Source organism: Roseiterribacter gracilis (assembly GCA_018332375.1).
Classification (GTDB): domain Bacteria; phylum Pseudomonadota; class Alphaproteobacteria; order BOG-932; family Roseiterribacteraceae; genus Roseiterribacter; species Roseiterribacter gracilis.
In genome coordinates this window covers 451541-470109 of sequence record BOPV01000001.1, presented here as the reverse complement: position 1 = coordinate 470109, position 18569 = coordinate 451541, and the positions used below count along the sequence as shown (strand labels likewise).

Annotated in this window: 18 protein-coding genes; 3 read left to right on the top strand and 15 right to left on the bottom strand. The window is 64.8% G+C overall.

What is annotated here, in order from left to right; genetic code table 11:
• Position 1: 1 nt before the first annotated feature.
• Positions 2 to 955, bottom strand: a complete 954-nt coding sequence (locus TMPK1_RS02280) for an NUDIX hydrolase (RefSeq protein WP_420241178.1) — start codon at positions 953 to 955, stop codon at positions 2 to 4.
• A gap of 149 nt (positions 956 to 1104) precedes the next feature.
• On the opposite strand from TMPK1_RS02280, the gene TMPK1_RS02275 reads away from it, so the two are divergent.
• Positions 1105 to 1533: a response regulator gene (locus tag TMPK1_RS02275; RefSeq protein WP_420241177.1), complete on the top strand. Its 429-nt coding sequence runs from the start codon at positions 1105 to 1107 to the stop codon at positions 1531 to 1533.
• 6 nt (positions 1534 to 1539) lie between these two features.
• Here the strand turns inward: TMPK1_RS02275 and TMPK1_RS02270 are convergent, their stop codons facing one another.
• Both TMPK1_RS02270 and TMPK1_RS02265 read right to left on the bottom strand, forming a co-directional pair.
• Entirely contained in the window at positions 1540 to 3738 is a 2199-nt protein-coding gene (locus TMPK1_RS02270; protein ID WP_420241176.1) for a PAS domain-containing sensor histidine kinase, read from the bottom strand.
• Positions 3739 to 3881: 143 nt separating this feature from the next.
• Positions 3882 to 4913 (bottom strand): CBASS cGAMP-activated phospholipase, encoded by a 1032-nt coding sequence (locus TMPK1_RS02265; RefSeq protein ID WP_420241175.1) that lies wholly within the window; start codon positions 4911 to 4913, stop codon positions 3882 to 3884.
• Between the two features lie 97 nt (positions 4914 to 5010).
• On the opposite strand from TMPK1_RS02265, the gene TMPK1_RS02260 reads away from it, so the two are divergent.
• Both TMPK1_RS02260 and TMPK1_RS02255 read left to right on the top strand, forming a co-directional pair.
• Positions 5011 to 6951: a hypothetical protein gene (locus TMPK1_RS02260; protein ID WP_420241174.1), complete on the top strand. Its 1941-nt coding sequence runs from the start codon at positions 5011 to 5013 to the stop codon at positions 6949 to 6951.
• Between the two features lie 119 nt (positions 6952 to 7070).
• Positions 7071 to 8000, top strand: coding sequence for a 2-hydroxyacid dehydrogenase (locus tag TMPK1_RS02255; protein ID WP_420241173.1), 930 nt, complete (start codon positions 7071 to 7073; stop codon positions 7998 to 8000).
• Here the strand turns inward: TMPK1_RS02255 and TMPK1_RS02250 are convergent, their stop codons facing one another.
• From TMPK1_RS02250 to TMPK1_RS02195, 12 genes are read right to left on the bottom strand one after another with little or no spacing between them, the layout of a single operon-like run.
• Positions 8001 to 8576, bottom strand: coding sequence for a LysE family translocator (locus tag TMPK1_RS02250; RefSeq protein WP_420241172.1), 576 nt, complete (start codon positions 8574 to 8576; stop codon positions 8001 to 8003).
• The gene (gene fabG, locus TMPK1_RS02245) at positions 8576 to 9283 is read right to left on the bottom strand and encodes a 3-oxoacyl-ACP reductase FabG (RefSeq protein ID WP_420241171.1); all 708 of its coding nucleotides are present in this window, start codon (positions 9281 to 9283) and stop codon (positions 8576 to 8578) included. Before fabG ends, TMPK1_RS02250 begins: the two co-directional genes overlap by 1 nt.
• Complete coding sequence (locus tag TMPK1_RS02240; RefSeq protein WP_420241170.1) at positions 9280 to 9693, bottom strand: hotdog family protein; 414 nt, start codon at positions 9691 to 9693, stop codon at positions 9280 to 9282. Before TMPK1_RS02240 ends, fabG begins: the two co-directional genes overlap by 4 nt.
• The gene (locus tag TMPK1_RS02235) at positions 9690 to 10472 is read right to left on the bottom strand and encodes a beta-ketoacyl synthase chain length factor (protein WP_420241168.1); all 783 of its coding nucleotides are present in this window, start codon (positions 10470 to 10472) and stop codon (positions 9690 to 9692) included. Before TMPK1_RS02235 ends, TMPK1_RS02240 begins: the two co-directional genes overlap by 4 nt.
• Positions 10472 to 11650, bottom strand: a complete 1179-nt coding sequence (locus TMPK1_RS02230; RefSeq protein WP_420241167.1) for a beta-ketoacyl-ACP synthase — start codon at positions 11648 to 11650, stop codon at positions 10472 to 10474. The genes TMPK1_RS02235 and TMPK1_RS02230 overlap by 1 nt, the downstream gene beginning before the upstream one ends.
• Complete coding sequence (locus TMPK1_RS02225) at positions 11647 to 12873, bottom strand: hypothetical protein (RefSeq protein WP_420241166.1); 1227 nt, start codon at positions 12871 to 12873, stop codon at positions 11647 to 11649. The genes TMPK1_RS02230 and TMPK1_RS02225 overlap by 4 nt, the downstream gene beginning before the upstream one ends.
• A complete protein-coding gene (locus tag TMPK1_RS02220; protein ID WP_420241165.1) occupies positions 12870 to 15026 on the bottom strand; it encodes an MMPL family transporter in 2157 nt (718 codons plus the stop codon). Before TMPK1_RS02220 ends, TMPK1_RS02225 begins: the two co-directional genes overlap by 4 nt.
• Positions 15023 to 15583, bottom strand: coding sequence for a LolA-related protein (locus TMPK1_RS02215; RefSeq protein WP_420241164.1), 561 nt, complete (start codon positions 15581 to 15583; stop codon positions 15023 to 15025). The genes TMPK1_RS02220 and TMPK1_RS02215 overlap by 4 nt, the downstream gene beginning before the upstream one ends.
• Positions 15567 to 16460, bottom strand: coding sequence for a lysophospholipid acyltransferase family protein (locus TMPK1_RS02210; protein ID WP_420241163.1), 894 nt, complete (start codon positions 16458 to 16460; stop codon positions 15567 to 15569). Before TMPK1_RS02210 ends, TMPK1_RS02215 begins: the two co-directional genes overlap by 17 nt.
• A complete protein-coding gene (locus TMPK1_RS02205) occupies positions 16457 to 16750 on the bottom strand; it encodes an ApeI family dehydratase (RefSeq protein ID WP_420241162.1) in 294 nt (97 codons plus the stop codon). The genes TMPK1_RS02210 and TMPK1_RS02205 overlap by 4 nt, the downstream gene beginning before the upstream one ends.
• Positions 16747 to 18060 (bottom strand): AMP-binding protein, encoded by a 1314-nt coding sequence (locus tag TMPK1_RS02200; protein ID WP_420241161.1) that lies wholly within the window; start codon positions 18058 to 18060, stop codon positions 16747 to 16749. Before TMPK1_RS02200 ends, TMPK1_RS02205 begins: the two co-directional genes overlap by 4 nt.
• On the bottom strand, positions 18057 to 18557 hold the full coding sequence (locus TMPK1_RS02195; protein ID WP_420241160.1) for a COG4648 family protein: 501 nt from the start codon (positions 18555 to 18557) through the stop codon (positions 18057 to 18059). Before TMPK1_RS02195 ends, TMPK1_RS02200 begins: the two co-directional genes overlap by 4 nt.
• Positions 18558 to 18569 lie beyond the last annotated feature (12 nt).

Genomic DNA, 18569 nt, shown 5'->3' with positions numbered 1-18569 from the left:
TCTACGAACGGATCTCGGGCAGCCCGACGCCGGGTGCCGGTCGTTCCAACAGCACCTGCGTGCGGAAGCGGAATCGTTCGGCCGGGCGTCCACGCGTCGATGCGGCCGGACCACCGGCCGCCTCAACCAGCCCGCCCTTCTCCACCAGCCGGCGAAAATTCTGCGTATGCAGCCGCACGCCTGACAGAGCTTCAATGGTTCGCTGCAGCTGTCCCAAAGTGAAGGTCGGCGGCACCAGCTCGAATACGACCGGGCGGTATTTCAGCTTGCCGCGCAGACGCGAAATCGCGGTCGCCAGCACGCGCCGATGATCGAGCGCCATGGCTTCGCCGATGGTCGGTGCGCGCGGCGGCTTATCCGCACGCCAGCGCGCCTCTTCGACCAGCCCCGCTTCCCACAGCAGCTCGTAGCGTTCGAGCGTGCGTTCCGAATCCCATCCCGCTTGCCCGACGCCGAACAATAGCTGGATGCGCGCTGCGCGCGTCTTCAACTGTTCAGCATCCTGCGCCTTGTCGCGCCAGGCCGACAGGAACGGCAGAATCTCGTCGAGCACAGCCGGTCGTCCGCTGCGCCAATCTTCCCACGGCAGAAAGTCGTACCAGTCGCGCCAGCGCATGCCGTCTTCGGCGTCGCTGCGTGTCAGCGCGAGATAGCAGATCGAGACTTGGCGATGCCCGTCCTGATCGAGGCGCGGATCGCGACCGCCATCGCCGAACGTGTAGAGCTGTTCGACATAGCCCAGCCCGAGCCCAGTCTGCTCGGTGACCCAGTCGCGCAGATTGCGCTCCATCTTGCGATGTGCGGCGGGATCGAGCGGGCCGGACGGCAAGGTGGCGGGTCCGTCGACGGGCCGGGTCAGGATCAGCGGACGGACCTCGGTCTCGGCGACCGCCACAATGACGGCGTTGAGATCGACATCGATCTTGGCCGAAGCGGTCCTGGTTTTCGCTACCATGAAGGTCACCTGCCCGGTCCGGGCGCGTCACGTCAATCTACCCGCTGGCCGTCCCGACCCCCGCGATGGCCCGGCCCGGTTGCCGCGATCGGCGCTGCCTATTCCAGTTTAGACATGTGCAACTTTAGTCATGGACGCAAACGGCATGCGTGAGCTTCTTGCCCAATCCGAACAATTTTTTGCGCTGGCTTGAACCATTGCCGCGTTCGAGCGATGAAGAGTCCGTGCGCGTTCTTGTCGTAGAAGACCAACAACTCATCGCCCTCGAAATCGCCTCCATGCTCGAGGAGCTTGGGCATGACGTGATCGGGCCGTTTGGATCGCTCGAAGATGCCGATCGTGCGGTGACGCGCGGCGGTTTCGACCTCGCCGTGCTCGACATCAATCTCGAAGGCGCCTTCATTTTTCCGCTCGTCGAAACGCTGCGCCAACGCGGCGTGCCCTACGTTTTGTCGTCGGGCTATGACGATATGAGCCGCTTTCCCGAACATCTGCGCGACGCGCCGCGCATCGAGAAACCGTACGGCGTCGACACGCTCGCCGCCGCGATGAACCGCGCCGAAGCGAGCGTCGCGTAAAGCTTCTTAGACCGCGCCTTCCGGCTCGTGCGTGCCCAGCTTGGGCCACGGCAGGCTGATCGTGCAGGTCACGCCGGTCGGTGCGTAAAGCAGCTCGGAACGGCCTTTCAGCTGATAGCCGATGATGTTGCGGATCAGATAGCTGCCGAAGCCCTGCTCGCTCGGCTCGGTGACCGCAGGTCCGTCATATTCGTGCCAACGCAGAACGAGATCGGTCGAACCGTCGGTGACTTCGCTCGCCCACCGAACCTCGACGCGGCCGCCCGGCGTCGACAGCGCGCCGTATTTGGCGGCGTTGGTCGACAATTCGTGCAGCACCATCGAAAAGGTCAGCGCGATGTTCGGCCCCAGCGCCGCATCGGGTCCTTCGATCACCACGTTTTCGGCTTGGCGATAGGGTTTCAGCGCCATCGCAACGATGTCGCGCAGCTCCGCACCTTCCCAGTTGCCGCGCGTCAGCAGGCTGTGCGCGGCCGCCAGCGAACGCAGGCGCCCATTGAACGTCTCAGCGAATTCTTCCAGCGTGCCTTTGCGGCGCAAGGTCTGCGACGCGATCGACTGCACCGTCGCCAGCGTGTTCTTCACACGGTGATTCAGTTCGGCCAGCAACAGCGCCTGGTGTTGCTCGGCGCGCTTGCGCTGCGTCACATCCAGCATCGCGCCGATCATGCGCGCCGGCGTTCCGTCCTGGCCGCGCACGACGTAGCCGCGATCGAGAATTTCGGCATGGGTGCCGTCATGGCGTGCGAAGCGATATTCGGCGGTCCAGCGTCCGTCGCCGTCGCGTTCGGCCAGCGCACGATCGATCGAGGCCAGAACACGGTCGCGATCTTCTTCGTGCAGGCGCGCAACCCACCAGCTGCGCGTCGCTTCGAATTCATCGGCGGGCCAGCCGAACAACGTCGAAATCGCTTCGTTCCACACGACATGACCGGTGCCGATATCCCAGTCCCACACCGCGTCGTTGGTGGCTTGGAACACCAGGCGCAGACGTTCGGCGCTTTCGCGGATGGTGCGTTCGGCTTCGCGATGCTGCGTCGTGTCCAGCATGGCGGCCGTCAAGCCGACGACGCGGTCATATTCGTCGCGCAACGGCTCGGCGTTGATCAGCAGGCTGCGTGCGCCCGACGCGAACGGCACGACGATTTCGGTCGAGGCGCCTGCTTCGCTGGTCAGAACGCGCTGCTTGAAATCGTGCAGCTCCTGGCCTGCGTCTTTGCCCAGAATGTCGATGTCGGTGCGGCCGATCGCGCGCGCCACCGACACGCCGTCGAACAACGGATTGTACAGCCACGTGTAACGAAGATCGCGATCGGTCTGATAGACGCAGATCGGACTGTCGCGCAGTGCGGTGCGGAAGCGCGCTTCGCTGCGGCGGAGTGCTTCGTCGGTGCGACGCTGATCGTCGATATCGGTGCAGGTACCAATCCAACGCACGATGCGATTCTGCGCGTCGCGCAACGGCACGCCGCGCAACATGTGCCAACGCCAATCGCCTTCCACCATGCGCACGCGCGCTTCACCGTCGAGAATGCCGCCCGACGCGCGCGCCTGCGTCCAGGTCGACAGCAACGGCGCGCGGTCCTCGGGATGCACCGCGTTCAACCAGCCTTCACCAGCCGACTGGCGCGGATCCAAGCCAACGCGTTCGACCCACAGATCGTTGACGAAATACCAGCGGCCTTGCGCATCGGCCATCCACACGAAATGCGGAATTGCGGCAGCCAGCTCGCGATAATGCTGGGCGCTGTCGCGCAAGGCTTTTTGCGTCGCGCGCCGCGCGGTTGCTTCGCGCACCGTCAACACGCCGAACGCCAAAGTTCCGTCGGGACCCGCAACAGGTACGCCGTTATACGAACCGATGACGCGCCGTCCGCTCTCGCGCGCGCGAATGCCAACTTCGAGATCGACGAAACTTTCGCCGCGCAGCACACGCACCATCGGCCATTCGTTGCGCGGCAACGGACGTCCGTCGGGCGTTTCGACGTCGAACCAGGAATCATATTGGTTGATCGAGACGCCGATCTCGACCGCGTCGAGATCGTGCAGCTCCATCGCCGCTTGATTGAACGCAACGATCCGACCGGTCGCGTCGCACACGATCAGCCCGTCCCGCAGACTGGCGAAGATCGCCTGCATCTGGTCGAGCGTAATGGCCGGCGGGGACACCAGCGCATCACCCATGTCGCGAACGGGCGCGATCAAGCGGGACCTCTCTCAAGGGCAGGAAATTAACCGAAGGTTTACCGTAAAGTTCGCGAGCGCGAAAGAAGTTCGGCGGACCCAAACCAGCCAATCCCGGGGCATTCGGGTGAGAACGCCTGGCTGCGGGTCCGATTACCGCGGAATTAGCGGACCAACGTCAATGGCGTGCTGGGCATGACCAGGCCAGGCATCCCCTGGGGATAGAAGACCGGCGGCGGCGCTTCGGCGGCCAGGATGTCCCGGACCTGCCGGCGCTTCAGCGCCTCTTCGAAGGCATGGTCGCCCAGACCTTTGATCGTCTTGGTGCAATGTTCGGTGGCGCCGTCAAAGGCGAGATCCGCTTGCACGCCCGGCGCCTGAATGGAGTCGATGCGGACGAACCGGTCGCCCAGATGATGGCGCAGGAACACCATCAACAACTGCTGCTGCGCCGCCATGATGGTCGAGAAGACGCGGCCGCCTTTGAGCCAGCGGAAGGCGCCGTATTCGCGGCCCCAACGATGCGGCATCGAGAATGCGGCGGTGGTCGTGCCGATCGACAGGACTTCAATGTCGTCGAGCGGCTGCTGCAGGTAATATTGCGCTTCGTGCACGCCGACGAGATCGGGCGCGTTGGCATAGACGGCGCCGTCGACATAGAGACTGTCGCGCACCTCGGCCAACGGGAAGAAGGTCGGCGCCGCTGCTGCCGCCAATCCGACATCGACCATTTTCAACGGCGCGTGATGCGTCCAGGTCGCCAGATGCGGTGTTTTGAACACTTCGACCTGGCCCGAGGTCATGTTCACGACCGGCAGGACCAGCCGGTATTTTGAATCCGCAAGCGTGTGGTCTTTGCTGACCAGCGACTCGATCGCGGTGCGCAGCGGACCGTCGCTATATTTCGGTTTGAACAGCGACCGGCCGAACGCATAGCCGCGCTTGATGCTGCGGAAGCGTCCGCCGATCTGCGGAAAGATGTTCGGGCCGTGCGAGATGAATGCGTGTTCGATTTCGGCTGCCGGCACTTCCAGGGACAGGGCCAGCGCCGTGATGGCGCCGATCGATGTGCCGCAGATCATGTCGAAGCTGCGTGCGATCGGCCGACCGATCGTCGCTTCAAGGCGCGTCAGCACGTGGGCCGAGTAGAGACCCAAATACCCACCGCCAGAGAGCGCCAGGATGCGAAACGTCATGGGTCGAGATTCACAATCAAAAGCTTTACGCTTCGGTAATGCCGCGGCGTTTTGAACGCCAGCTCTTTTCCCCACGACCGCCCTATATAGTCGGACCATGTCACTCGCGATCCGCACCTTCACCCATGACAAGGCCGCGCCGTTGAAATTCGGCGGTGAAACGCTGTTCAAGGCGCTCGGCCATCCCCTCGTCGCACCCCTGGCTGCTGCCTTGCTGGCGCGGCTGGAAGCGGCTGGTCCGGTCGCCTTCTACGATCCGGACGGACATCTGGAGTCGTTCGAAGCGCTTTATCCACTGGCCAAGGTACAGCCGGCCGGCTTCTACGTGCAGCGGCTTGAAGAGCTGGGCCGTTCTTTCCGCGGTGCAGCAGCGCAACCGATCGATACGATCGCCGACAGCGGTGTGAGGACGATTCTGCTCGCCTCGTTCGACGGCGCGCGTCACGTCCAGCAGATCCGTCACTTGCTGCCGCAAGGCGCGACCTTGATCGACTTCGACGCGATCAAGCTGCCGGCGGAGATGCTGTCGAACCCGCAGCGCTATCTCGACCCGACCAACTTCGCGACCAATTTTGCGCTGCTGCTTGAAGACAACGATCTGCACACGCGCATCGTCGGGTCGAATTACTGGTCCGGCTACGGCGCGACCGATCCGTCGCTGTGGTGCCGCCTCTACGACAAGAGCGGCAAAGAACTCGCGACCTGGAATGAAAGCCTGCCCGGCCCGCACGCATGCTGGACACTCGACAGCGCCGAGATCCGCAAGCGCTTCGGTCTCGGCGCATTCGAAGGCTCGCTGTTCATTCACGCCGTGCGCATCAAAGGCCACGGCGTCGTCAAATATGCGGTCGACACCTACAACAGCGCCGGCACCGATCTGTCAGCGACGCACGACGCCAATGCCTGGCCCGCCGATTACTATGCCGGCCTGCCCGCGCCCGCGCCCGGCGAACGCGTGCGCCTGTGGGTGCAGAACTCGCATCCGGTTTCGATCCCGGCCGGCGGCATCGGCTTCGCGCGCATGGGATCGAACGACGTCGCCTGGCACAACCAAGAAATCGCGCCCTTCGCCTGCGAAGCGATCGACGTTGCGAGCTTGCTGCCGAACTTGAAATGGCCGGACCAGATCGAAGTCCATGCCGGTCGGCATTTCGTGCGGCCGCGCTACACGATCGACTACAATGGCCAAAATGGTTCGAAGGGGCGGACCCGCATCGCGCACGCCAATGTCGAGCGTGTCGATCTCGAACCCGACGCCAATCTGCCGAAGCTGCCGCAACTGGGACGCGGCTTCCTGCTGCCTTTTCCGATTTTGCCGCACGCCGATTTCACCACCGAGATTCTGCCGACGCCGATGGCGCGCGGACAAAGCGACCTGCCGCTTGCGCTCGACATCTTCGCGGCCGACGGCACCAAAGTCGCCGAGACGTTTCTCGGCAAGCTCGATCGCGCCGACAGTCTCGCAGTCGCGATCGGTGACGTGCTGAACGGTTCGATGGAGAAGCTCGGCGGCTACGGCCATGCCGAGCTGCGCTACGATTTTCGCGATGGCGGCGGCGGTGATGGGTGGCTGCACGCAATCGCGCGCTATCGCCGTGGCAAAGATGGTGCAGCGGCGGAGACCAGCTTCGGCAGCCACATCTACAACATCGCCGTCACCTATCGCGACGAGCCGCAGTCCTACACCGGCGCACCGCCCGGCCTGACCACGCGCCTGTTCCTGCGCATCGGCGGCTCGCGCGCCGACACGATGTGCCATTTGATCTATCCGGCGTCCAAGACCTGGCATCCGGAATCGACCACGTCGCTGAACCTGTTCGACGGCCAGGCGAAACAGATCGCGTCGCGCGACATCAAGATCGCATGCGGCGGCAGCCATCATTTCCGCGTGCGCTCGACCTTCACCGCAGACGAGTTGGCGCGCGCGGGCGAACATGGCTACGTCCAGGTACGCGACGTGACCTGCCGCTTGTTCGGCTTTCACGGGCTGATCAACGACGCCAGCGGCTTCTCGCTCGACCATATGTTCGGCTTTTGACGCAACGCGTCACCCCGGCGAAGGCCGGGGTCCATGGTACGAGCGATACGAAACCGCCTCGTACTGCCCCGCCGGTGGGCCCCGGCCTTCGCCGGGGTGACGATTTAGAGGAACGGCTGTTGGATACATCGTCAATCTTCGCCGTCGCTGCGACCAACAAGACCGAGAAATGGGTCGACGCCTTCCGCAAGCGCGCGCCCGAGTTGCGCGTTGAAGCGTTGGACGACGTCGCCAACCCTGACGACGTGCATTGGATCGCGACGTGGGAAACCGCGCCGGGCCGGTTCGCGTCGCTGAAAAACCTGCGCGCGGTATTTGCGATGGGTGCCGGCGTCGAGAAGTTTCTCGGCCGCGACGATCTCAGCGATACGGTCCCGCTGATCCGCCTCAACGATGCGGGCATGGCCGAGCAGATGTTCGACTATGCGCTCTACGCCGCGCTGACCGTGCTGCGCAGCTTCGATCAGTACGCACGCGACCAGGCCGAGTTCACCTGGAAGCCGCGCGCGCCGCGTTCGCGCGCAAGCCTGCGCGTCACCGTGCTGGGGCTTGGCACGTTGGGCGGCTATGTCGCGACGCACCTAGCGCAGCACGGCTTCACCGTGTCGGGTTGGAGCCGCACCGAAAAGACCCTGCCCGGCGTGCGCTGGCACGGCGCGCTCGACATGTTGCTGGGCGAAACCGATCTACTGGTGTCGATCCTGCCGTTAACCGACGAGACGCGCGGATTGCTCAATGCGCGACGCCTGGCGCTGTTGCCGCGCGGTGCGTATGTCGTGAATGCCGGGCGCGGCGATCAGCTGGATCTCGACGCGCTGCTCAATCTGCTCGATAGCGGTCATCTGCGCGGCGCACAGCTCGACGTGTTCCCGATCGAACCGCTGCCCGCGACGCATCCGGCGTGGGAAAATCCGACCTTGCGCATCACGCCGCACGCGGCGGCTTTCACCTTGATTGACGAAGCGGTCGACCAGATGGTGACCAAGCTGGCGCAATTCGAACGCGGCGAGACGGTCGAAGGCACCGTCGATCGTTCGCGTTCCTACTGATCAGCGCAGCAGCGGCAACAGCACCAGCAACGTCGCGAAACAGCCGAGCACCACCGCCGAGCCGCGATGAAACCAGCGCGGTGCGGCACCGGCATTGGCGCCGGCCTTGCGTCCAAGCACGGCGCCGGTCGCGATCCAAAAACTCGCAATCGGAAGCACGGTCGCGGCGAAGACGGCGAGAAACATCGGCAACTCGCCAGGCGGAACCATCGTCAAGGCGAAGATCAGCCCTTTCGGGTTCAGCAACGTCGTCACGAAGACGTGGCGGAACTCGACCACCTGCAAATTCTGCTCGACGCGCGTTTCGTAGGTCCACAGTCGCCAGGCGAGATAGCAGAGATAGACGCAGGCAACACCGCGCACGACCCAAGCGAGTTCAGCGTTGGCGGCAATGATCGGCCCCAGCGCCAAGTTCAGCACGCTGATCGAAATCAAATAGCCGCTGATCTCCGCCAGCGAAAAAATCAGCGCGCGCCAGAAGCCGCGCGACGCACCGCCGACAACCAGCAGCGTATTGGTTGGCCCCGGCGTCAACAGCACGCCGGCCAGCGCCAACCAGATCAGCATGCTTGGCATCAGACCATCGCTCCGTTGACCGAGATGATCTGCCCCGACACGTAGCTGGCTGCGTCGGAGGTGAGAAACCGGATCATCGCAGCGACCTCGTCGGGCTTCCCGGCGCGTTTCATCGGCACCAGCCGGCCGATCGCGTCTTTGTCGAACACACCGTCGGTCATGTCGGATTCGATGATGCCGGGTGCAACCGCATTGACGGTCACGCCGCGGCTGGCGACTTCGATCGCCAAGGTCTTCGTCGCGCCGTGCAGCCCCGCTTTGGCGGCGGCGTAATTTCCCTGACCGCGATTGCCGACGATGCCCGCGACCGAGGTGACGTTGACGATGCGGCCCCAGCGCGTCGCCATCATCGGCAGCAGCAAGGGCTGCGTCACGTTGAAGAAGCCGTTCAGCGACACGTCGAGCACGCGCGTCCATTGCGCGCGCTTCATGCCCGGCAACACGGCGTCGTCGGTAATGCCGGCATTGTTGACCAGGATCTGGATCGGCCCGTCGGCGAGGATCGTCTGCAACGCTGCATCGACAGCATCGCCATCGGTGACGTCGAACGCAACCGCCGTCGCATTGCCGAGCTCGGCCGCCAGCGCCTGCGCCTTGTCGAGCGACTGGTTGGCGTGGACATAGATGTGATGCCCGTCCGCTGCCAGCGCACGGCAAATCGCACTGCCGATCGCACCGCTGCCGCCCGTAACCAACGCGCGTTTCATATCGCCTCCAACACGACCGCAGCCCGTCCGGTCAGCAAGGTTTCGTCGCCCGACGACAGGCGGAATTGATACAGCACGCGCTGCGCTTCGATCGACAAGGCTTCGACCTCAACCATCAGCTCGTCGAGCCCGTCCAAGGTCGCGCGCGAAATCTGCACGTCGCGCGCGCTGGCAAGATAACCGCGACGCGGCTTGGCACCTTTGGCGCCAGAGAGTGCTCCATGCACCGCCATCGCCTGCCCCGCATATTCCAGCCCGGCCAGCGCGCCCAGCGTGCCGTCCGGCGAGCGTAGCGGATTGTCGGCTGCATGATGCGAGGTCGCACGGCAGCGCAGCCGCGTCGCATCGAAACTGTCGACCGTGTCGAGCAGCACCATGCTTCCGGCATGCGGGATCAGGTCAGCGATCACGGCGCAACCGCGATCCGCAGCATGTGGTTCGCGGTCTCTTGCAGTTGGACCTCGGCGGCGACGCCGCGCGCAATCGCGGTCAGCAAGGACAGGCTGCGCGCAGCAGGATTGTGCGTGCGCAGCCGTTCCAGAAACGCATCGTCCAGCGCCGGACCGTTGGGAACACCATGCACGCGCTCGATCGACAGGCTGGCGATGCCGCCGCTGGGCGCCAGCAGCAAGGCGACGCCGAAACTTCCTTCAATCGGACGCACACGGTTCAGCGGACCGGGATAGGCGCCGTCATAGGCGACCAGCAGCACCGGCGCGTTGCTCGCCAGCATTTGCGACGCGGCTTCGAGCAGGCCGGCGCCGAAACTTGCGTCATGCGCGGCCAGGCTCGTCGTCGGCGCGTGGCTGCCGGTTGCGATGCTCCAATAGCCCGCGGGTGCGTTGTGCACCGAATTGTGGAATTGCGTCGGCGACATTTCGCGCGCCGGCTGCGCCAACGTGTCGAGGATCGCATGCATGGTCGATCCGTCGCCGCCCGACGAAGTGAACACAGTCGGCAAGGTCGCGACGTCGGCCTTGCTCGCCTGCAGCGCTTCTTGTCCGACCTGCAACGCCAGCCGCACCGACGGCACGGCGCGGCGACGTTCGGCCGACGGCAGCAGATCGGGCGCCACGATGCGCGGCGGCGTCGCCTCGTACGCTGCGCGACCGGCAAGGATCGCAGCGCTGTTCGTCCAGCCGTCCAGTCCGGGTCCGCACAGGCCGATCGCGTCGATCGATACGCGCATCAGCCGGCTCCAAAAATCAGCGAGCAATTGTTGCCGCCGAAGCCGAACGAGTTGCTCATCGCGCGCGTGAAGCGCCGCGCTTGCGGCGCACGCAGATAGGTGGCGCCGAGATCGGGGTCGAGCGTGCCGAGATTGGCGGTGCCGGGCATCACGCCTTCGCGCAACGACAACATGGTCAGGATCGCTTCGACGATTCCCGCGGCCCCTAGCGTGTGGCCGGTCTGTCCTTTGGTCGAGCTGCACGCAATCTGGTCGCCGAACAGCGACAGCACCGCCTTGTCTTCAGCACGATCGCCGACCGGCGTCGCAGTACCGTGCAGATTGAGATAGGCGATGTCGGACGGCGCCAGGCCGGCACTGTCGAGCGCGCGCTGCATGGCAAGCTTGGCGCCCAGCCCGTCGGGATGCGGCGACGACATGTGATAGGCGTCGCTGCTTTCGCCCATACCCAGCAGCAACATCGGATCGTTGGAGGAAGGTTTCTCCAGCAACACGAAGCCAGCCCCTTCGCCCAGCGAAATCCCGTCGCGCGTTGCGTCGAACGGTTTGCACGGGTTGCGCGACGTCAGACACAGCGCGTTGAAGCCGTAGAGCGTCGTCAGGCACAGCGAGTCCGCACCGCCGACCAGCGCCGCGTCGCACAGGCCCGCTTCGATCATCCGATGCGCAGCGGCAAAGGCCTTCGCGGTCGTGGCGCATGCAGCCGACAACACGACCGAGGGACCTTCCAGCCCCAGACGCTGCTGCAGATAGGCGCCCAGCGAAAAGGTGCTGTGGCGTTCGTCGTAGATGAACCCCTTCGGCAAACTCCCATCGTCCTGGCGGTGGCGATAGGCGATCTCGGTTTCGAGAATGCCCGACGTGCTGGTGCCGACGAAAATGCCGATCCGCGCCGCACCGTAACGCGCGCGCGCAGCGGCGACGCGATCGAGAAACCCGTCGGCTTGCAACGCCAGTTCGGCGACGCGGTTGTTGCGGCAATCGAACTTGTCGAAGCCGGGCGGCAGCAGATCGTCGCCCGCTCCCGCTACTTCGCCGACATAGGTCGGCAGTTGCACGGTTTCGAACCCGCACGGCGCCAGACCGCTGACGCCGCTGCGCAACGCCGCCAAAGTCGGCGCCTTGCCTTGCCCTAGACAGGTGACGATTGCGCTGGCGGTGATCTCGATCGGGTTCATCGCATTGCGCCCAGGCGCGCCTGCTGCGCGCGGATGAAGCTGCGATATTTTTCCAGGAACGGTTCGAAGCCGGCGCGCTCTTCCGGCTTGGCACGTTGCAGCGCCGTGTCGGCATTGGCCCCGGCCCGGCGATAGAGTTCGTCGAAATAGGCCAGGTTCGCATCCAAGCTGGCGAGACGCGGCGACGACATCAATTTGGTGAAGCGGCCGGCATAGGTGCCGAAGATCGGCTCGTCGTAAAAAATCAGCGCCACATCGGTACGGTACATTTCGTTCGGACGATGCGCCGGCACCGCCTCCAGCACAGCACCCGGCCGTGTCGGCAGATTGCCATGCTGCATCAAGTTCTGGCGTGCGCGCGCAATCCGGTAGAGCGCCAATGGATCGTCGACCGGCAGGTCGTTGGTGGTTTCGACCAGATCGACGAACTCGTTCTTGGGTACGGGGAAATTCAGCGCCGCTTCGAGCAGGTTCTGCTGCGGCCACGTCTCCCACAGCCCCAGCACGCTGAACGCGTCATGGATGAAATGCACGCAATTCTGGCGCAGCACATCCCAGGCGAAGTCCTGTTTGCGTTCGCGGTAAGGCTGGTTGACCGTGTTCAGATACTGCACCACGCGCTGCAAGCCCGATTTGTCGGTCGGCACGCGCGCGCAATAACGGTCGCGCGCCAGGCCGACGCCGTAATCGGTCCCGATCGACACGTCATAGTGATAGGTCTCGTCGTCCTGCCCCGGCGCGCGGTCTTCGAACAATTTGTCGTGGAAGATGACGCCGTCATAGACGCCGCGCTTGCGCGCCTCGTTGCGCGTCGCTTCGTAATTCTCGAGCGTCACCGCTTCGTCGGAGCGCAACACGCCGTCATAGAAGAAATCGCGCCCTTCGGTGGCGACCCAAGCGGCATTGCGGAAATGCGCGTTGATGCTGATGCCGACGCCGCGCCCCGGCACTGGTGCGCCTTCGCACAGCTGCAGCACCGGATAATTCGCACCCGGCACTTTGCAGACTTGGCTCAGATACAAGGTCGCGTGCCCGCCAATGCCGCCGACAATGTCGGGCGGATGCGCGGGCGACTTTTTGATCTGCGATAGGGCGCAGCTTTCGACGTAGTACGGGAACGACGCGGTATAGGTCGCCTCCGATTGCTGAATCGGTGCCGGCGCCTGGAAGCCGGTTGCGCAGCCGCCGAGCCCCAACGACGCGAGAAGGACGAGCCGCTTCACGCCTCCTCCTTCCGCGCCAGCAACAGCGCGAAGACGAGGCTCAGCGCGGTGCCGATTGCCACCGTGCTGCCAAGCCCGCGCAACACCGGGGTCGAGGAAATCGAAAGAACGCCAAAGCCGATCACGGTGCACAGATTGGCGACGATCAGCGACCGGAACAAGCGATCCCGCTCGGTCGGCTGTTCGAGAAACAGCGCGTAATTGGATCCCACCGCCACCACCAGCAACAGACCGAACAGGTGAAACACCGACAGCGCGCCCGCAAGGGCGTGGCTGATCGCGGCCGACGCGAATGACGCCGCGCATAGCGGCGCCACAACACATGCAACCCGCGTGGCGCTGCGCAAGGCGATCGCGAGCAGCACCAGGATCCCGACGCCGCCGATCAGAGCCAACTGAATCGCCTCGTGCAGATACCGCCCCAGCAGCGCGTCGCTTTCCTGGCGCAGATCGACCAGCACGCTGTTGTCGATCGCGCGCAACCGCGCCGGATCGGGATTGCCATAGACCGGCACCAACATCGATCCGTCGCCGCGCAGCATCGTGCGCAGCCGCAGCCCCAAGGCCGATCCATCAAAGCTCGCCAGGTTCAACAACGGTCCGGTGCGGGTTGCTTCGACGGCAGCGAAGAATGGTTCGAACTGATCGCCGCGAAACGGCAGATCGCGCCGCGCTTCGTCGAAGCGGGCACGCAACGTCGCGGACTCCGGCAACGCGGCTTGCCGGCGACGCTGCACCTCTTGGCTCGGCAGCAAATTGTTCGGCGCATCGAACGACAGGCCGGCGAGCACCGTCTCCACATCGGTATCGACGGGCAGAACCAGCAAATAGCGGAATTCCGGCGTGCCCAGATCGGCACGCAATTGTCGGTCGAGCTGTTCGACCGCAGGCGGTACCGGACTCATACTGTGCAGCGACGCGTCGAACAGAACCGGCCGCGTCAGCAGAAAAGCGAGACTGGCCAGTGCGAACAACCCGACCAACACAGGCGCAGCCCGACCCGAGTTGGGGAGCTGCAACGGACGCGCCGTCGCGTGAATGTTCAGCGGCCGCAGAATAAAGCGCGTCACCGCAACCGCCGTGCACAACCCGACGATGGTGAACAGGCCGAGCTGCGCCAGCCCGTCGAAATCCGAAAACAACATCGCCGCGAAACCGACGACCGAGGTCGCCGCTCCCAGCAACAAGGTCGGCCAGATCGATTTGCGCGCGCCGGACTGCAGGAACAGATAGATCGCGTAATCGACCGCTTCACCGATCAGAGTGACGCCGAATCCCAACGTGATTCCGTGCACGGTGCCAAAGCCAAGCGCGACCGCGGCGAAACCGAACAACACGCCGCTCGCAACCGGCAGCAGCGACAAAAGCAGCAAGCGCGGATCGCGATAGGCGACCAAAAGCACGATCGTGATGCCGACGATCGCGACCGTCGAAAGCAGCCCGACATCGTGCTTCATCTGCCGCCGCGCTTCGACCGCGAATTGGCCCGGCCCGCTGACCGTGACGTTTGCCGGCGCGGCAAGGCGCTGGATCGCTGAGATGGCGCGTTCCTGTGCGTCGAGATCGGTCGCCTCGGCGTTGGTTTCGACCAGCAGCAGCGCGCGTTTGCGATCGGGCGAAATCCAGATCCCGTCTTCGCTCGCTGGACGCGCCGTGCCGCGCAACAACAACGGCAGCAGCCGCGTCATCTCGCCGGTCGGATCCGACGTGACCAGCGACCGCGCCGCCATGCCGCCGCTGCCAGCCAGTAGCGCCAGGCTTTTCTCCAGCGAAGCGCGCAGCGCCGGAACGTCGAAATGCGCCGCGTCGATTGCGGGGCTCAGCAGATAGCGGTTGGTCCAGATCAGCTCGCGGTCGCGCGCCGTCGCGGCTGCGTCGCCATTCTGCACCTGCGCGAAAGCCGGATCGGCGCGCAACTTCTCGCCCAGCTGTCGTGACTGCTGCGCCAGAACGGCGGCGTCGGCGCCGTCGATCGCGACCACCAGCAAACGCGCCACGGCACCACTGCGCATCTGTTCGACCAGCACTTGCTGGGCCGGCGACGCGCGGCGCGGCAGGAAAGCGCGCATGTCGGTGCTGATCGCGACATGCACGACCAGCCACAAACTGCCCGCGACCAAGAGCGGCCAGATGAGATAGGCGAGCCGGCTCACTTGGCTGCGGTAATCGTCATCGACGCGCGGTCGCCGCTGGCATCGACCGTGTCGACTTTGCGGATCGACGTGCCGCTGCCTTCGATATGCAGGCTGCGCACGAGCTGCTGCAGCCGGCTCGATTTCGGCACCAGATCGAGCTGCCACGCGTCGGCGCGGCCAGAAAACGTTGCGTCGTAGGACCGCAGCAACGCCCTCTCGTCGCCGGCCAACGTCGCACGCAGCCCATCGACCAGCGCACGCAGCTCGGGCGCTTGGTCGAGCGGAATGACCGTCGGTTCGGCATCATCGGGCGCGATCGTCACTTCGCGCGCGGTTACGGTCATGAGCTCGCGTCTTGGTTCGAGTGTCAGCTTCTCCAACCGGTCGGGCGCGACATAGGTCAGGCGACCGCTGGTGTTGATCGGCACGCTGAGCAACTGGATGTCACGACGTTCGACGAAGGTCGCGTCGGCTTGTTTTACGCCGCGCATGGTCTGCAGCAGATCGGCGAGCGTGAACTCGGCCGGCGTTGCAAACAGCAGCAGCGTGAGAAAAAGGTTAGCGCCAGAAATCATAGAAATTGAACCAGTTGAACGGGGCGTCGCGGCATTGGCTTTCCAGACGCTCGACATAGTGATCGAGCAGACGCGCCGCGCGCGCCGCGTTTGCGCCGTCAGCGCCGAGATGATCGGTGGCGCGTTCGAACGTTACTTCGTAGCGATTGCCGCCACGATAGACGCCGAACATGAACACGACCGGTACGTCCAGCATCGAGGCGACGCGAAACGGCCCGAGCGGAAAGCCGGCTTCGTGCCCCAGGAACGGACGCCGGCGCAGACGATCGTTGGTCAGACCGCGATCGGCGAGCAAACCGACGAACGATCCCGCACGCAGCCGTTGTTCGATCCTGGTCATCGAGTCCGCACGACCCAGCGGGATCACGTCGAGATCCAGCGCCGGATTGATCGCCGACAGGGCGGCCGAGATCTTGCGCGCGTTCTCTTCGAACATGCCGATGCTGACGCGCAGCCCGCTATGGCGGCGGCCGGCTGCACGCAGAATTTCGAAACTGCCGAAATGCGCCCCCAGCAACAGACACCCCTGCCCGCGCGCTGCGATGTCGAGCACGATCTCTTCGCCGTGGATCACAACGTCGAACCGGTTCAGCTCGTCATTGAGCAGGTAAATCCGGTCCAGAATGACCGCGCCGAAATTTGCAAAATGCCGCCACACATCGAGCAGCCCGACCGGCCGCGCCAACGCACGCGTCAAATAGGTGCGCGATGCGGCGCGCGCCGGCCCGGCCGCGACGGTGAAATACGCCGCGATCAGCGGCACAAAGAGTCGCATTACGCCGCGCCCTGCCGTCAGTGCGACCACGACGCAAGCGCGCATCACCCAAGCGACACCGCGCTCGGGCTGGGTACGCCAATCTTGGACCTCGATGCTCATACGGTGAACCGTAGCGAGCCGTTCAACGCGGCGCGGTCGCCGCAGCGGCAGTCAAACGCGACGTCGCCATCGGCACGGTCGCGCCAGGTGACGTGCACCGCCTCGCCCGGACGCACCGGCGACAGAAACTTCACGGACGTCACTGCCGCCAACCGTGCTGGCGCGACCGCGGCACCAACCAGCGCAGTGACGCGATCGAGCAGCACGACGCCGGGTACGATCGGATCGCCCGGGAAATGCCCCGGCAACGACGGATGTTCGGCGACGATGGTGAATTCGGCGCTGCTCATGCGACACGCGCCGCAAGCGCCAGCAAATCTTCGCGCTGGATCTTGCCCGTCGCGTTGCGTGGCAGCGCATCGACCAGATGCAGCGGTCGCGGCAGAAAGACGGGGTCGATGCGGAGGCGCAGCGCCGCCAAGATTTCGCCCGCGCTTAGGGATGGCGCAACGACAAACGCCATCAACCGCGCCGCGGGATCGTGATCGTCGCCGGGCGAAAAGAACACGCCGTCGACGACGCCGTCGATCGAGGTCAGGTGATGCGTCAGATACGCGATCGAGCTGCGCCGCCCGCCGATATTGACCAGGTCCTGCAACCGTCCGCGCAATTCGAACTTGGTGGCTTTGTTATGATCGGGGCCATCCAGCTCCAGCACATCGGCAAGCCGGGTTGGCTGATCGAGGAAGGTGCCTTCGGCAATCGTGACGCCCTGCTCTTGCCGCAACGTCACGCCGTCGAGACAGGACCAGCGCGACGACGAGGTCGGCGTGCGCGTCGCCAGCTGCCCTGCTTCGGAACAGCCATAGATTTCGTACAGGACCGCACCGAACCGTCGTTCGGCGGCAGTCGCAAGTTCCAGCGCCAGCGGTGCAGTCGCCGACACGATGCCGTCCAATGGCGGCAGCTCGCCCGCTTCGGCCAGCAGCGCATGCAAATGGATCGGCGTCGTCACCAGCCAGCGCGGACGCGGGCTGGCTGCGATCCGGTCGCGCACGTCGCGCGGAAAGAACGGATGCGCCGTGTCGATCGCGCCGCCATGCAGGGCCGGCAACAGGATCGACGATTCCAGACCGTAACTATGTTGGTGCGGCACGGTCGCGATTACGGTCGAGCCCGGCTGCAAACCAAACCGCCGCTGCACCGCGTGTGCGCTTTCGAGCAGCGAGTTCCAGCTGCGCGGATGCGGCAACGGCCGTCCCGTCGAACCCGACGTGTAGAGGATCGCGGCGATGCTCTGCCGATCGACGCTCGGTAGATCGGCAGAGCCGCTTGTGCCATCGGCGTCGACCATCACGGTCGCGATGCCTTCGATCACCTCGCCGTCGCTGAGCAGATAGGCGTCGGGCTCGTCGGTCAGAAGATCGCGGATCAGATGGGCCGCACTGCTGGGCGGCAGAATGCACGGGACCTTGTTCACCGCGCTGGCGGCAAGACCGACAAAGAACCGGTAGCGGTCGCGACAAAGATTGAGCGGCCGTCCGTTCGCAGGCAGACGCGCCGCCAGCGCAGCAACGTCGGCGGCAAATGCGGACGCCGCAATCTCGCGCCCCGCTTTGCGCGCGACGACGGCGTCACCTTGCAACAGCAACACGCTCATTTGCCGGCTTCGGCCAAGGTCATGCGCAGCACCTTGGCGAGATCGCGCAACCGGTCGCGCGGATGGTGGCGCAACAGAATGCGGCGCACGACGAATTCGAGTGCGAACACCAGCACGACTGACAGCGGGCTGATCCAGGTGACGAAGGCGGCCCACCACGCCAATGGCGCCAGCAACAGCAATGCGACCGACAGCACGAGCTGCGCTGCAAAGACGGCGACCCACAACAAGGTGACGTTGCGCGTGTAACGGTTGATGTCAGGCGGCAGCACGGTGCCGCGCACACGCCGCGCGATGTTGGTGATCAACGGCTCCTGTCCCGCGCGCAACGTCGTCGCGAAGGCGCGCAGCAGAAATCCGTAGCACAGCGTAAACAGCGCCTGCCCGATCACGACCGGTGCAAGTCCGCCGACCTCGAACAGGCGCAGCGCCCACAAGGTCAAGCCCGCGAGCACGAATCCCACAAGCGGGAGCCGGCTCCGGCGGAGCTGGGACATCAAGCAGCCTTT